Below are 15212 nucleotides of genomic sequence, written 5' to 3' on the forward strand. Positions count from 1 at the left end.
CGGAGGACATGCCGTGGGCGCCGGCCGGCGCACTGCACCGCCGCTTCGTCGGGTGGACCCGGGAGGTCCGTCCGCACGAGCGATATGACTGAGAGGCATAAATATGCCTCTCAGTCATATCGCTCGAAGTCATCAACCTTCAGGCAGGCATGACCCTGTGTGACCGGACGGCCCGGCGTCGTCGGCGGTGAGGGGCAGCGTGGGCCAGGCCGCCAGGTCCTGGAGCATCTGCCGGTCGTGGGTGGCGACGACCACCGCGGCCCTGGTCGTCAGCAGGGCGGCGGTGAGGTCGTCGACGAGCGGCGCGGACAGGTGGTTCGTGGGTTCGTCGAGGATCAGCAGGTCGGGACGCTCGGCCAGGCGCAGCGCCAGGTTCAGCCGCCGTTGCTGTCCGTGCGACATCCGGCCGACCGGGGTACGCCGGGCCTCGGCGTCGAGCAGGTTCGTCGCGCCCAGCGGCAGGGCCGTGCCGGAGCCGAGGCGCCCGGTGGAGCGCAGCCGGCCCACGTGCTGCTCGTACAGGTCGTGGGCGAGCATCAGGGGCGGCCAGTCGGGCACCTCCTGGCCGAGGTACGCGACGCGCGCCCCGGACGGGTGACGGACCTCCCCGGTCGACGGCACGAGGTCGCCGGCCAGCACGGAGAGCAGCGTCGACTTGCCCGCGCCGTTGGGCCCGGTCACGAGCAGCCGGTCCCCGCCGTCGAGCGTGAGCGTGACCCGGGTACGCAGACGCCCGGTCACCGTCACGTCGTGGCACCGCAGGATCGGCAGTCCGGCCCGGGTGTCCAGCGGCGGCCAGCGCAGCGGCTGCGGTGGCTCCGGGACGGTGATCCGGTGCTCGTCGAGCGCCTCCTGCCGGCGTCGCAGCGCCTGCACCAGTCCGGGGGCGCGAGATTGGCGTTGGTGCTTGCCGTGGCCCTTCTCCGGACGCCAGCCGGTGCTGAGCCGGCCCTGCGCCTCCCGTACCGCGTCGGCCAGCCGCTGGTGCTCGGCCTGCTGCGCCTCGTGGTCGCGTACCCAGTGCGCGAAGTCGCGGCGGCGCCCGTCCTGCCAGGCCGTGTAGTCCCCGGCGTAACGGCGCGGGCGCCCGTCCGCGCTGGGGTCGAGGTCGAGGAACTCCGTGGCCACGTCCCGCAGCAGGGCGCGGTCGTGGGTCACCAGCACCACGCCGCCCGGGTGCTCGCGCAGCCGCGCGGTGAGGAAGGCCAGGCTGGCCGCGTCGAGGTGGTTGGTCGGCTCGTCCAGCATCAGCAGGTCGACCCGGGCCCCGAGCAGGCACGCCAGCCGGACCCGGTAGCGCTGGCCGACCGACAGCGTCGCCAGCGGGCGGTCCCGGTCCGGGCAGGCGTCGAGACCGGCCAGCGCCACGTCGACGCGACGCTGCGCGTCCCAGGCGTCCAGCCGGGTCGCCGCGTCGAGCGCTGTGGCGTACGCGTCGTCCGCGCCCGCCCGGCCCTCGGCCAGCGCGTCGGCGGCGTCGTCCAGCGCCCGCAGTGCGCGTTCGGACTCCCGGATCGCCCCGTGGACGAGCGTGCCCACCGTCTCGCCGTTGCGCGCCTCCAGGTTCTGCCGGGCGACGCCGATCGTGCCCAGCCGTTCCACGGTGCCCTGGTCGGGCACGAGGATGCCGGCCAGCACGTGGAGCAGGGTGGTCTTGCCGCGGCCGTTCTCGCCGACGACCGCCAGGCGGGATCCGGCGGAGACGGTCACGCCGACGTCGGACAGCACGACCCGGCCGCCGCGTACGACGCGGACGCCGTCGGCCCGGACGTGCGCCCGGTGCCCGGCGGGCAGCGAACCGCCTGAGGTGGATGGGGATGAAGGTACGTGGTCGAGGTTGTTCACAGTCCGCTCTCGGCTCGTCGTGGAGCCGGGCAGCGCGAGGACACCGCCCGGCGGGAACGCCAGGACGGCGGAGCAGAGCTGGTACGTCAGAAGAAGCCGGTCACCCTGCCGCCGTCAGCGGAGGGACCAGGGCTTCATGACGGCGGCGTGGAACCTCATGCGGTGAAGGCTACCCGGGGCCGGGCCGGAGATCACCGGAGTTACCGGCGGAGGCGGGCGTCGGCCTCCGCGTCGAGCAGGTCGTTCACCGCCAGCGCCGAGTTGATCAGCGCGAGGTGGCTGAACGCCTGCGGGTAGTTGCCGATCTGCTCACCGGTGGAGGCGATCTCCTCGGCGTAGAGGCCGAGGTGGTTGCTGAAGGTGAACATCTTCTCCAGGGTGAGCCGGGCGTCGTCCAGCCGGCCGGAGCGGGCCAGCGCCTCGACATACCAGAAGGTGCACATGTTGAACGTGCCCTCGTGGCCGGGCAGCCCGTCGGGGGAGTGCAGCGGGTCGTACCGGTGGACCAGGCTGTCCGAGACCAGATCCCGCTCGATCGACTCCAGGGTGGACAGCCACAGCGGGTCGCTGGGCGTGACGAAGCCGACCGCCGGCATGTAGAGCAGGGCGGCGTCGAGCACGTTCTCGTCGTACGCCTGCACGAAGCTGCCGCGTTCCCGGTGGAAACCGCGGGCCATGACCTGGTTGTAGATCCGGTTGCGTTGCTCGGTCCAGCAGCTCATGTCTCCGGGCCGGCCGGTCCGGGTGGCCAGCCGGATGGCCCGGTCCAGCGCCACCCAGGACATCACCCGGCCGAACGTGTAGTTGCGGGGGTGGTGCCGGCTCTCCCAGATGCCGGCGTCGCGCTTGTCCCAGTTGTGGCAGAGCCAGTCGACCAGGCGCACGGTGCTCTTCCACACCTGGTGCGACACCCGGATGCCCTGCTCGTCGGCGAGGTGCATGGCGTAGAGCGCCTCGCCGTGGATGTCGAGCTGGAGCTGGTCGGCCGCGCCGTTGCCGATCCGAACCGGGCGGGAGCCCCGGTATCCCTCCAGATGGTCGAGCACCTCCTCGTGCAGGTCCGACGACCCGTCCACCCGGTACATGATCTTCAGTGGGTCCTGGTGGTCGCCTGCTTCGCGGATGCGCTCGTCCAGCCAGTCCATGTACCGGCTGACCTCCTCGGTGAACCCGAGACCGAGCAGCGCGTGCACCGAGAACGAGGTGTCGCGTACCCAGGTGTAGCGGTAGTCCCAGTTGCGGGAGCCGCCGACCAGCTCGGGCAGCGCGGCGGTCGGTGCGGCGATCATCGCGCCGGTCGGCGCGTACGTCATGAGCTTGAGCGTGATGGCGGAGCGCTCGACCATCTCCCGCCAGCGCCCGGTGTAGCGGGAGCGTTCGACCCAGCGCCGCCAGTAGTCCCGGGTCCACTCGAACATGCCCTGGACCTCTTCCGGCGGGATGATCCGGGGTTCCTCACTGCCGGTCTCCAGGATCACCCCGCCGGTGTCGCCCTCCTTCAGCGTGCCGTAGGCGATCAGGTCGCCGCCCTCCATGCGGATCTCGCCGGTCTGGGCCCAGAGCTGCCGCACCGGGTCGATCGGGTTGAAGGTGAGCGTCGCCGACGGGCTGCGGAACAGGTAGCCGTTGCGGTGCCGCTCCAGGTCGTGGCGCTCGCGTGCGTAGTCGAACCGGGGCCGGCACTCCACCCGGAAGCGCATGCTGCCGCGCACCATGGTGACCATGCGCACGATGCGGTGCGAGTCGGTGACCCGTTCGCCGGTGACCGGCATGAAGTCCATCACCTCGGCGACGCCGTCCGCGCTGATGAACCGGGTGATCAGGATCGGCGTGCCGGGCAGGTAGAGCTGCTTGGTGACGTACCGGACCTCGTGCGGGGCGATCTGGAAGAAGCCGCCCTTCTCCTTGTCCAGCAGCGCGGCGAAGATGCTCGGCGAGTCGAAGCGCGGAGCGCAGAACCAGTCGATCGTGCCGTCACAGGTCACCAGCGCGGCGGTCTGGAGGTCGCCGATGAGCCCGTGATCCTCGATCGCCGGATAGCCCTTCACATCGCCCCCCAGGTTCCGACTGCCCTCTCCGACTCAACCTAGGGGAAGAATTGTCAGGTTAGGGGTGATTCGTGGTCACCCACCCGCCCGCGCGCCACGGTGCGCCTCGACCGCCCGCTGGGTCTCCGCCTGCACCAGGTCCGCGTTGATCATCGCCGCGGTCCAGGCGCCCGCCGCCGCGGCGGCGCCGACCTGCGCCGACAGGTTCGTCACGTTGCCCGCAACCCACACCCCAGGCACATCGGTACGCCCCGACTCGTCGGCCGGCAGGTACTCGCCCATCCCGCTGGGGTGCGGTTGCGGACGCAGGCCCAGCCCGGCCAGGAACCCGGCGCGCGCCACCATCCGGGGCGCGACTGTGAGCACCTCGCGGTCGACGGTGCGGCCGTCGCGCAGGCGTACCCCGGTCAGCCGGTCCCCGGCCGTCTCGACGGCCGCGATCTCGCCCTCGACCACAGGCACGCCGCGCGCGGCGAGCTGCTCGGCCTGCTCGTCGGTGAGCGGTGGCGCGGTGTGCCGCAGGTAGACCACATCGTCGCTCCACTGCCGGAACAGCAGCGTCTGGTGCACCGACATCGGGCCGCTGCCGATCACCCCGATCGGCCGCTCGCGCACCTCCCAGCCGTGGCAGTACGGGCAGTGCACCACGTCCCGCCCCCAGCGCTCGCGCAGGCCGGGCACATCCGGCAGCTCGTCGACCAGGCCGGTGGCGACCAGCACGTGCCCGGCGCGTACCCGGCGGCCGTCCGCGAGCGCCACCGCGAACCCGTCGCCGTCGCGGTCCACCGTCTCGACCCGGCCCTCGGTCAGGTGCCCGCCGTAGCGGCGCACCTCGTCCCGGCCGCGCGCCAGCAGCTCGGCCGGCGGCACGCCGTCGTGCCCCAGCAGCGCGTGCACGCCGTCGGCGGGCGCGTTGCGGGGCTCGCCTCCGTCCACCACCAGCACCGAGCGGCGTGCCCGGGCCAGCATCAGCCCGCCGTTGAGCCCGGCCGCGCCGCCGCCGATCACCAGTACCTCGTAGTTCTCGGTCATCGTGACCACCTCCGCGACCAGACTGCGGCCGGACCCGGCAGAACTGCAAACTCCGTTGCTGATGTGGCAAACTGGCCGGCATGGACGACGACCTCGACCAGGCCCTCGACGCGGTCGGCCCCCGGCTGCGCGCGCTCCGCCGCGAGCGGGAGACCACCCTCACCGACCTCTCCGCCGCCACCGGCATCTCGGTGAGCACGCTGTCCCGGCTGGAGTCCGGCGGTCGCAAGCCCACGCTGGAACTGCTGCTCCCGCTCGCCCGCGCGCACGGCGTCACGCTCGACGAACTGGTCGGCGCCCCACCCACCGGCGACCCGCGCGTCCACCTGCGGCCGGTCGCCGCGTACGGGATGACCATGCTGCCGCTCACCCGCCGCGCGGGCGGCATCCAGGCGTACAAGCTGATCATCCCGGCCGGCGGGCGGTCCGAGCCCGAGCCGAAGACCCACGAGGGGTACGAGTGGGTCTACGTGCTCAACGGGCGGCTGCGGCTCGTGCTCGGCGAACACGACCTGGTGCTCGAACCCGGTGAGGCGGCCGAGTTCGACACCCGCGTACCGCACTGGTTCGGCCGCGCCGACAGCGAGGGGGTGGAGTTCCTCAGCCTCTTCGGCAGCCAGGGCGAACGCGCCCACCTGCGCGCCCGCCCCCGCGCGTCCCGCTGAGCGGCGTCCGCGAACGCGCCCGCCGCGGCGCCGGGGGCGCGACGATCGGCGGGTGACCTATGCGGACGTCGGCGGGCTGCGGATCTGGTACGAGGAGCACGGCACCGGCAAGCCGCTGGTCCTGCTGCACGGCGGATACGGCTCGACGGAGACGTTCGCGCCGGTCCGGCAGGCGCTCGCCGCGCGCCGCCGGCTGATCGCCGTCGACCTGCGGGGCCACGGCCGCACCGGCGGTCTGGACCGGCCGCTGCGGTACGAGTCGATGGCCGAAGACGTCGCCGGGCTGCTGCGTCACCTCGGCCTGCCGCGCGCCGACGTGCTCGGCTACTCGCTCGGCGGCGGGGTGGCCCTGCGTACCGCGATCCAGCACCCCGCCCTGATCCGCCGCCTGGTGCTCGTCTCCACGCCGTTCCGGCGGCACGGCTGGTACCCGGAGACGCTGGCCGCGATGTCCGCCCACGACGAGCGCGCCGCCGAACGCATGCGCGGCACCCCGCCGTACGAGCGGTACGCGCGGGTCGCGCCCCGCCCGCAGGACTGGCCCCTGCTCTGGGCCCGCAGCGGGGAACTGCTGCGGCGGGACTACGACTGGTCCGCCGAGGTGGCCGCGCTGCCGATGCCGGTGCTGCTGGTCTTCGCCGACGCGGACGAGATCCCGGTCGGTCACGCGGCGGAGTTCTTCGGCCTGCTCGGGGGCGGCCACCGGGACGCGGGCGGCGACGGCGCCGACCGTCCCGCGTCCCGGCTCGCGGTGCTGCCGGGGCTCACCCACTACGACGTGGTGGCCTCACCGGCGTTGCCGGCGGCGGTGCTGCCCTTCCTCACCCATCCGGCGCGCGCCCCCGGCTGACTCACCCCACGAGCGCCGGAGCCTCGGCCCGCTCGGCCATGCGGGGGCGCAGCAGCGCGTACGCGAGCACGACGGCGACCACCACGAGCCCCGCGCCGACCGCGAACGCCGCGTGGAAGCCGCTGGTCAGGGCCGTTGCTCTGTCGTCGCCGAGCGCGACCCGGTCGGCGGTACGGGCTGCGGCCAGCGTGGACAGCACCGCGACGCCGAACGCCATGCCGAGCTGCTGGGTGGTGTTGAACAGCCCGGAGGCGAGACCGGCGTCCTCGGCGCGGGCGGCGGACATGCCGAGCGCGGTGAGCGCCGGCAGCACCAGCCCGAACCCGCCGGCGAGCAGCATCACCGGGAGCACGTCGGGCAGGTAGCGGCCGTCCACCGGTACCCGGGCCAGCAACGCGAACATGGCGGCGAGCAGCACGAGCCCGGCGATCAGCACGGCCCGCTCGCCGAAGCGGGCGTTGAGCCGGGCCGAGACGCCGAGCGACACCGCGCCGATGACGACAGCCGCCGGGAGCAGCGCCAGCCCGGTGCGGGTGGCGTCGTAGCCGAGCACCTGCTGGAGGTAGAGCGTGACGAGAACCTGGAACGCGAACGTCGCGGCCACGGTGAGGATCTGCACCACGTTCGCCACGGCGACGCCGCGCGAGCGCAGCAGCCGCAGCGGCATGAGCGGGCGGTGCGCGGTGGCCTGCCGGACCACGAACCCGGCGACGAGCGCGGCGGCGAGCGCGCCCAGGCCGAGCGTGTGCGCCGACGTCGCCCCGTACCGCTCGATCGTGACCACCGTGTAGATGCCCAGCACGAGCCCGGCGGTGACCAGCAGCGCGCCCGCCACGTCGGCTCCGGCGGCCAGGCCCAGGCCCCGGTCGGCGGGCAGCGTACGGACCGCGAGCGCGATCGTGGCCAGGCCGATCGGCAGGTTGATCAGGAAGATCCAGTGCCAGCCCAGCGCGTCGGTGAGCAGGCCGCCGGCGACCTGGCCGATCGCCGCGCCGGCGGCGCCGGTGAACGCGAACACGGCGAACGCCCGCGCCCGCCCGGCGGCGTCGGGGAAGAGCGTGACCAGGATGCCGAGGCTCACCGCCGTGGCTGCCGCGCTGCCGAGGCCCTGGAGGAAGCGGGCCGCGACGAGCGTGGCGCTGTTCGCCGCCACCCCGGCCAGCACGGAGGCGGCGGTGAACAGCGCGGTGCCGCCGAGGAACATCGTCCGGCGCCCGATCAGGTCGCCGAGCCGGCCGGCGAGCAGGAGCAGGCTGCCGAACGCGATCAGGTACACGTTCACCACCCAGCTCAGGCCGGCCGGGGAGAAGCGCAGGTCGCGCTGGATGGCCGGCATCGCCACGGTGACGATGCTGCCGTCGAGGATGGTCATCAGGGCGCCGGTGGCGAGCACGCCGAGGGCGAGCCGCCGGGAGCGGGGAGCGGACATGGAGTCCTCCTGTCGAGAGGTGCGACAGGAGAGACCGTAGCGGATAGTTCCGTTACAGACAATCTATTGAGGGACTATTGGCGGGCCCGGCGGGCCGGCTTCGGGCTCTGCACAGGCGTGGCCAGGTGGCCTGCGGTCAGGCGTTCCAGCGCGCGCAGGAAGACCTTCCGCTCGTCGTCGGGCAGGCTCGCCAGCGCCTCGGCGTGCACCCGGTCGACGATCTCCTGGCTGCGCGCGGCCACCCGGGCGCCCTCCTCGGTGACCGCGATGATCCGCGCCCGCCGGTCCGTACGCGACGGACGCCGCTCGGCCAGCCCGGCCTGCTCCAGCGCGTCCACCGTCACCACCATCGTCGTCTTGTCCATGTCGCCCATCTCGGCGAGCTGGATCTGCGTACGCTCCTCGGGCAGCGCGTGCGCGAGCACGCAGTGCATCCGTGCGGTCAGCCCGATCTCGGCGAGCGCCGCCGCCACCCGGGTACGCAACACGTGGCTGGTGTGGTCGAGGAGGTACGACAGGTCCGGGGTGCTCATCCGCCCAGCGTACCGATGATTCCGTGGCGGATGATCCAGCTCGGACCCGGTCCGGACCCGGATACGATCTTGTGAGATGTCGTCGGTGAGAGAGGTTGGGTGCGGTGAGCGACGAGCACGGCAGGCAAGTGATGGTGGGTTACGACGGGTCTCCGGCCGCTAGCGCCGCCATCGAGGCGGGCGCGCTGCTGTTCCCCGGCGCGCACGCGTGGATCGGGCATCTGTGGACGCCGCCGTTCGCCAGCGAGGAACTCCGCAAGCGGCTCTGGACCGGCACCCGCGACATCAACGTGTTCGTCGAGGCGATCGAGCGCGAGGGCGGCCGGGAGGCCGACCGGATGACGTCCGTCGGCGTGATGCTGGGCCGCGCCGCCGGCTGGGACGCCGAGCCGCTCGTGTGCCGCAGCTACGGCGGCGAAGGGCTCCGCCTCGCCGAACTGGCCGACGAGAAGCAGGCCGACGTGCTGCTGCTCGGCTCGCGGGGCCTCGGCGGCGCCCGCGCGGTGCTCGGCAGCGTCTCCGACATGGCCGTGCACTACAGCCCGCGTCCCGTGCTGGTCGTGCCGCACCCGCTGCTGACCGACGAGTACGACGCGCTCGCCGCCGGGCCGGTGGTGGTCGGCTGGGACGCCTCGGCCGGATCCGAGGCCGCGCTCGCCGCCGCCCGTCGCCTCTTCCCGGAGCGTGAGGTCGTCCTGGTCGCCGTCGACGGCGACGAGGGGGATGCGCCGGAGACTGTCGACGGGCAGCCGGTGACCACGGTGCGCGTCCGCGCCGGCGGCGGTGCTCCGGGCCGCGCGGTGGCCGACGCGCTCTCCGTCGTCGCCACCGAGCGCAAGGCGAGCGTGGTCGTCGTCGGTTCGCGCGGCCGCACGGCGGTCCGCAAGATCCTGCTCGGCAGCGTCGCCATGGCCACGCTGCACCGCGCCCACCGGCCGGTCATGGTGGTGCCGCAGAGCCCGGTCCGCGAAGCCGAGTAGTCCTCCGGCGCGCCCGTCCGCGCCGACTGGAACGTCACGGGTGTCTCCCGGACCGGGAGACACCCGTGACGTTCCACCCGCCTCCACCGCCAGCCCAGCCGGCTTGCCGCTCGCTGTCATGCCCAATCCGGCAGTCAATGCGGTGGAGGTAGTGCCCGCCCGGCAGCCGGGTGCCCGTTGCGGCCAGCCCGGTGCCGGGCAGCAGTGCGAACCAGAGTTCACCTGTCTCGCGGCCGCGCCCGCCACCCATGCTCGTCTTGGCCTGGTAGGTCCGCGATCTGTTGAGGGTGGACGCCGATCGAGCGTCGACCCCCTTGCCCGCCATCGGCGTCGAAAGACGCAACCTCCCTCTCGGTGCCCCGCTGAAATCCGACAGTCGGCAGCCTTCATGTCAGAGTGACAGTAAGTCTATGGTCGATTCATGTCTGGCGATCAATGGGTTCCCCCGGCCGTTCTTCTTGCGGTTGACCTCGTCATCCTCACTTTGCGGAAATCCTGCCTACAGGTGCTGTTGATCGAGCGCGGGATCGAGCCCTACCAAGGTGCCTTGGCCCTGCCTGGCGGGTTCCTTAACCATGAGAAGGAAGATCTCGTAGAGGCTGCCCAACGAGAGCTTGCCGAGGAGGCTGGCTTGGGGCCGCATCAACTGCACCTCGAGCAACTCGGCGTCTATGGTGCGCCGGATCGTGACCCGCGAGGGCGGGTGATCTCGGCGGCTTACCTGGCCATCGCGCCTCGATTGCCCGAGCCGATTGCCGGCACTGACGCCTCACAGGCGTGTTGGATCCCTGTGGCGCAGGCGTTGTCAGATGAGACGCATCTCGCCTTCGATCATGAGCAGATCCTGGCCGACGGTGTCGAGCGGGCGCGCGAAAAGCTGGAGCGCTCCGCGATCGCCACTGCCTTCTGTGGCCCGACCTTCACGATCGCAGAGCTTCAGGAGGTCTACGAAGCGGCGTGGGGCGTGCGACTGGATCCACGGAACTTCTACCGGAAAGTGCAGAGCGTGGACGGCTTCATTGTCCCGGCCGGCCCGACTTACAAGAAGCCCGAAGGGGGCCGTCCCGCTCGGCTTTTCCGTCCCGGCCCTTGCACGACTCTCCACCCCCCGATGACCCGACCCCATGGTCTGGAAAACAAGGAGACAACGTGAGCGCGAACAGCGGCCTCGTCGTGATTCTCACGGCACTGGACCTTGAGTACGAAGCGGTTCGCGATCAACTGATCGACCTCCGGGTGCGCCGCCATCCGGCCGGCACCCGCTTCGAGGTTGGCAGGATCGACCAGAGCGGCTGCCGGATCGCGCTGGGTTTGGTTGGGAAGGGCAATCATCCGGCTGCGGTGCTCGCGGAGCGGGCGATGGCCGAATTCTCCCCGGCAGCTGTGCTGTTCGTGGGAGTCGCCGGTGGTTTGTGGCCCAACATCCGGCTGGGTGACGTCGTCGTTGCCAGCAAGATCTATGCCTATCACGGCGGTACCAGCGAAGACGACGGCTTGAAGGCCAGGCCGAAGGCGTGGGAGATCCCACATGAGGCCGACCAGATCGCCCATCACGTCGCCAGGTCCAGCGTTTGGCGTCGGAGTCTTCCCCCAGGATCAGATCCTTTCGTCCATTTCGGCCCGATCGCTGCGGGAGAGGTGGTCCAGGACTCGGGCATCTCCGAACAGGCCCGCTGGATCCGTCAGCACTACAACGACGCTGTCGCAATCGAAATGGAGGCGGCTGGCGTGGCCCAGGCCGGCCATCTCAACCGTGCCCTGCCCGTGGTGGTCGTTCGTGGTGTTAGCGACCATGCCGACGGCAGCAAGGCAGCCACCGACGGGCAGGACTGGCAACGAAAAGCCGCACGTCACGCCGCCGTCTACGCCACCGCGTTGGCGCGAGAACTGATCATCGATGGATCTGCCAGCCAAGGCGGTTCCGAGAGGGACGGGAGCCCCACGATGTCGATCAACAATCGCAACGTCGCCACCGGCAACGCCCGTGTCGGGATACAGGCCGGGCAGATCAATGGCAACGTCACTATCGGCGGCGGGGCCGATGGGTCGATCGACCTGGCAGCCAGCATCGCGGAACTGCGAACCCGCCTCAAGCAGGCCCACCTTGACGGGCAACTGAACGAAGAGACCTATGCCGCAGCCGAGTCGGAACTGGAGACGGCAACCGCATGCTTCTCGGCAGGCACAACCGAGAAGAGGAGTGGCCTGATGGTCGCGCTCCTGCGGTTGCGGGGCCTGGTGGCCGACGTGTCCGAGTTGGCGGTGCGGCTTGCGGCGATCATCGCTGTGGTGCGGGGGATGTGATGACTGCCCCGACCACGACAAACGTCGCACAAGGGAATGCCCACGTCGGCGTGCAGGCGGGGGTAGTCCACGGCGACATCAACTTTTACCGGGTACCGCCGGGCTCCAGCCCTGAAGAGGAGTTCGCCCTCGGGCTGAAGTATCTCGACGGGCGGGTGCGTGACCGGGCACGGATGCTCATTGAGAAGGCGGTCGCCAGGGGCTATCTCACGACGGAAGTCCAGTTCTACCGGCTCATCGCCCTGTTGAGCGGACGCACGCTGCGTCAGCTGTCCGACCAGGAACTGGACCATCTCGAGGCCGTCTGCGCCGGTCTGTCCCGCCTCGACGATCATGATGAATGGGCAGCAGGCTCGAGTGTGATCATCCATCACCTCCTGGCTCCTGCTGGCGTCGCGGAGACGGATCGTGCAGTCAAGGAAATCGACGCGTTGAAGCAGCGTCAGCGCGACGAGATCTACGGTCATCTTGAGGCACTGCTCGACGGCGCGATGCAGGAGGCCATGTGGCGAAAGTCCGTGGCGCTGGCCGAATCGCAGCGCACAGCCGGGAACCGACTCAACCGGGTTTGGAAATTCTTCCATCCCACACCCGCCCAACCTCGGACATTGCCAGTGCGGCCCGCTGCTGTCCCTCTTCGTGATCAGCTCCGCGCTGGTATCGGCGCCGCTGCGTTCACCCTCGCGGTAGTGCAGATGATTGTGCTCGTCGCGGCTCGCGGCATGCGCGACCCGCTGCTCGGGCTGCTCGCCGGCTTGGTCGGACTGGGCGCCTTCTGCGCCGGCGGGGCGGAGCGGTACTACCGCGCGGCGCGGCTGCGCGCGAAGGAAGCAGAGATCCGTCCACCCCGGCAACGGGGGCGAGAAGCGCCTCAGGGAGGCTTCGCCCGCAAGATGGACGTGCTTTTCAATCGCTATTTTGGTCGATATGTTCCCGATGGAACTGACCGGACCTACTGGCGCTCCCAGACAGCGGGCATCCAGCGGCACCTCCGCGACGAACTGGTCGAGCTTTACCGTGAGCAGCGTATCGACGCCAACCGCGTCGCCTGGCTCGTTCGGTATCTCGTAGGCGACGTGCGAAGGCAGTGGGAGCAAGACACTCTGACGGCCTATCGTCAGGCACTGCGCACGCCGGTCAAGGCCAAGGCGCTCCAGGTCGGCGGGCTGGCTCTGCTCGCCCTCGGAAGCCTCTGGTTCGTCCCGGCTGTCGTGACAAGCGCTCCTCTGGCGGGCGCAGGATGGATCCTGCTCGCGGTGGCGTCTGCCGTGCCGGCGGTGCGCTCCTCGTTCCGCATCGTCGCCGAGCGACGTAGGGTCGCCGACGATCAAGCGGAGAGGGAAGTCAAGGATGCGGCACGCTGGGCGGCGTACCACCGATGGTGCGAGAAGCTGTCCGACAAGCCGTCAGACACAGAGATGGCTGCCTGGTTGGAGAGCGACCGGAAAGTCTTGGTCGATAAGGCCATGCGGCAATACCGGCTCCACCCGAGCCAGATAATTGCACATGCCTTCATCGAGGCGCCTGCTCCCCCTTGTAAGAAGGCACGGTACCCGCAAGGGCCATGGCGTTACTCGCGATACCGTCTGCTGCTGTTCCTGCTGACAGACGACGGCGTGCGGCAAGTAAACATCGACCTCGACTTCGAGACGGTCGTCAGCCGCGTCACCCAACGGCTCAACTATCGTTTCGATGCCGTCGCCGCGGTCCGGATCGACGGAATCGCCAAGCAGCAGCAGGTATTCGAGCTGACGTTGTTCAGCGGAGAGCCGATCTCGCTCCGTGTGAGCGAACCCGAGAACGAAACCCTCCAGTACGACGAGAGCGCCACCAAGATCGCCGAGCTGTCGCTCGACGCCGCTGGGCTCGGGAACACCTTGCACGTACTCGAAGGTGTTGCTGCCGAAGGCAAAGAATGGGTGAAGCACCGACGCCGCCGTGCCGACGAGAGACTCGCGGAACTCGGTAGCGCTATCCGTGGATCCGATGACAAGGCTCGTCGGAAGCGCGGCACGAAATAGTCGAGTCTGTCAATGGGTCGTCGTAGGCTCCTTGGTCGTCGGAAGCAACTCCGACGTGCGGCGGGGCCGTACTCCGGGTACGCGCTGGCACCCGTCGATGTGCGGGAACTATCCTCTGGCCACGAGCCAGTCGCCATCCGACGGAGTTGTCGATGCTGAAAGGTCTGGCAGCAGACCGGCACGCGCAGGGGGACAGCCGCCGGCTCAACCTCGGCGCGCTGCTGCGGCGCGTCCACCTGACCGGCCCGGTCACGCGCGTCGAGCTGGCCGACTGGATGGGCGTCAACCGCAGCACGGTCATGGCGCTCACCGCGGAACTGGCGGCGGCCGGCTTGGTCCGCGAGGTGACGGCGGGTGGCAGCGGGCGGGCCGGGCGTCCCTCGCGTGTGGTGCGTCCCGCCTCCGACACCGTCTACGTCCTCGCCTTCGACATCGCCGTGGACCGGCTCGTGGCCGCCCGCGTCGGGCTCGGCGGTGTGGCGGCGGCGCGGCTGGAGGCCGAACGGCCACGGGCCGGCGCCGACCTCGACTCCGTTGTCTCGGTGCTCGCTGACTTCGGGCGGGCCCTGCACCACGCCGCGCCACCCGGATCGGTCTGCGTCGGCGTGGGCGCCTCCTACTGCGGCATGATCCGGCCGGGCGACGGGATGGTCCGCTTCGGACCGGACATGGGGTGGGTGGACCAGGCGTTCGGCGCCGAGCTGGCCCAGCGGCTGGATCTGGGCCTGCCCGTCCTGGTCGGCAACGAGGCGCACCTCGGGGCGCTGGCCGAGCATCAACGTGGTGCCGGCGTCGGTGTGCAGAACCTGGTCTACCTGCACGGCGACGTGGGTGTGGGCGGCGGGATCATCGTGGGCGGGGAACTGCTCGACGGCGACGGCGGGTACGCCTCCGAGGTCGGGCACATGCTCGTGAACCCGTACCAGGGGCGGCCCTGTGGCTGCGGCTCGCGCGGGTGCCTGGAGGCCGAGGTCGGCGAGCGGGCGCTGCTCGACGTCGCGGGCCGCCCGGCGCGGGAGAAGGGGCGCGAGGCGGTACGCGCGGTGGTCGCCGCCGCCGCTCAGGGAGAGCCGGCCGCCCGGGACGCGCTGCGGCACATCGGTGACTGGCTGGGCATCGGCGTGGCGAACGTGATCAACCTGTTCAACCCCGGCGTGGTGATCTTCGGGGGCACGCTCAGCGAGGTCTTCCCGGTCTGCGCCAGCCACGTCCGCAGCCGGATCGCCGCGAACGTGCTGCCCATCTCCCGCGACAAGGCCCGCCTGCGCGTGTCCGCACTCGGCTACGACGCCACCTTGATCGGCGCCGCCGAACTGGGCTTCTCCCCGTTGTTCGCCGACCCCCTGGGCGTCCCCACTGCCGGGTGAGCCGCGCCGTGCACCGCCGCGCCTCCAGCCCTCTCGATCGCGTTGATCTGTGAGTGGGGTTGTCAAGGGGTTTGGTGGTGGGTGGTGATGGTGCGGTAGAGCTGTCGGGCGATGTAGCGCTTGAGGCAGCGGGTGATT

At 70.9% G+C, this 15212-nt stretch carries 12 protein-coding genes; 7 read left to right on the forward strand and 5 right to left on the reverse strand.

From position 1 onward, the window contains the following. Positions 1–132: 132 nt before the first annotated feature. The 3 genes from FB454_RS18485 to FB454_RS18495 all read right to left on the reverse strand — a co-directional run bounded on the left by FB454_RS18485 (position 133) and on the right by FB454_RS18495 (position 4925). Positions 133–1845, reverse strand: coding sequence for an ABC-F family ATP-binding cassette domain-containing protein (locus FB454_RS18485; RefSeq protein ID WP_486485432.1), 1713 nt, complete (start codon positions 1843–1845; stop codon positions 133–135). A gap of 200 nt (positions 1846–2045) precedes the next feature. Next, the gene (locus FB454_RS18490; protein ID WP_145823222.1) at positions 2046–3893 is read right to left on the reverse strand and encodes a glycoside hydrolase family 15 protein; all 1848 of its coding nucleotides are present in this window, start codon (positions 3891–3893) and stop codon (positions 2046–2048) included. A 75-nt stretch (positions 3894–3968) separates the two neighbouring features. Further along, positions 3969–4925: an NAD(P)/FAD-dependent oxidoreductase gene (locus FB454_RS18495; RefSeq protein ID WP_013287813.1), complete on the reverse strand. Its 957-nt coding sequence runs from the start codon at positions 4923–4925 to the stop codon at positions 3969–3971. 80 nt (positions 4926–5005) lie between these two features. Here FB454_RS18495 and FB454_RS18500 point away from each other — a divergent pair, with 80 nt between their 5' ends. Continuing rightward, positions 5006–5590: a helix-turn-helix domain-containing protein gene (locus FB454_RS18500; protein ID WP_013287812.1), complete on the forward strand. Its 585-nt coding sequence runs from the start codon at positions 5006–5008 to the stop codon at positions 5588–5590. Between the two features lie 52 nt (positions 5591–5642). Further along, positions 5643–6440, forward strand: a complete 798-nt coding sequence (locus FB454_RS18505) for an alpha/beta fold hydrolase (protein ID WP_145823223.1) — start codon at positions 5643–5645, stop codon at positions 6438–6440. Between the two features lies 1 nt (position 6441). Here FB454_RS18505 and FB454_RS18510 read toward each other — a convergent pair whose 3' ends face one another. Both FB454_RS18510 and FB454_RS18515 read right to left on the reverse strand, forming a co-directional pair. Beyond that, positions 6442–7869: an MFS transporter gene (locus FB454_RS18510; RefSeq protein ID WP_145823224.1), complete on the reverse strand. Its 1428-nt coding sequence runs from the start codon at positions 7867–7869 to the stop codon at positions 6442–6444. A 74-nt stretch (positions 7870–7943) separates the two neighbouring features. Beyond that, complete coding sequence (locus FB454_RS18515) at positions 7944–8402, reverse strand: MarR family winged helix-turn-helix transcriptional regulator (protein WP_013287809.1); 459 nt, start codon at positions 8400–8402, stop codon at positions 7944–7946. Between the two features lie 131 nt (positions 8403–8533). Between FB454_RS18515 and FB454_RS18520 the strand changes: the two genes are divergently transcribed. The 5 genes from FB454_RS18520 to FB454_RS18540 all read left to right on the forward strand — a co-directional run bounded on the left by FB454_RS18520 (position 8534) and on the right by FB454_RS18540 (position 15074). Beyond that, complete coding sequence (locus FB454_RS18520) at positions 8534–9382, forward strand: universal stress protein (protein ID WP_186461617.1); 849 nt, start codon at positions 8534–8536, stop codon at positions 9380–9382. A 421-nt stretch (positions 9383–9803) separates the two neighbouring features. Continuing rightward, complete coding sequence (locus FB454_RS18525) at positions 9804–10535, forward strand: NUDIX hydrolase (RefSeq protein ID WP_145823226.1); 732 nt, start codon at positions 9804–9806, stop codon at positions 10533–10535. Continuing rightward, on the forward strand, positions 10532–11686 hold the full coding sequence (locus tag FB454_RS18530; RefSeq protein ID WP_145823227.1) for a 5'-methylthioadenosine/S-adenosylhomocysteine nucleosidase: 1155 nt from the start codon (positions 10532–10534) through the stop codon (positions 11684–11686). The genes FB454_RS18525 and FB454_RS18530 overlap by 4 nt, the downstream gene beginning before the upstream one ends. After that, positions 11686–13707, forward strand: coding sequence for a hypothetical protein (locus FB454_RS18535; RefSeq protein ID WP_145823228.1), 2022 nt, complete (start codon positions 11686–11688; stop codon positions 13705–13707). The genes FB454_RS18530 and FB454_RS18535 overlap by 1 nt, the downstream gene beginning before the upstream one ends. A gap of 152 nt (positions 13708–13859) precedes the next feature. Beyond that, positions 13860–15074: an ROK family protein gene (locus FB454_RS18540; protein ID WP_145823229.1), complete on the forward strand. Its 1215-nt coding sequence runs from the start codon at positions 13860–13862 to the stop codon at positions 15072–15074. Positions 15075–15212: the final 138 nt, after the last annotated feature.

The organism is Micromonospora sp. CNZ297, assembly GCF_007827625.1.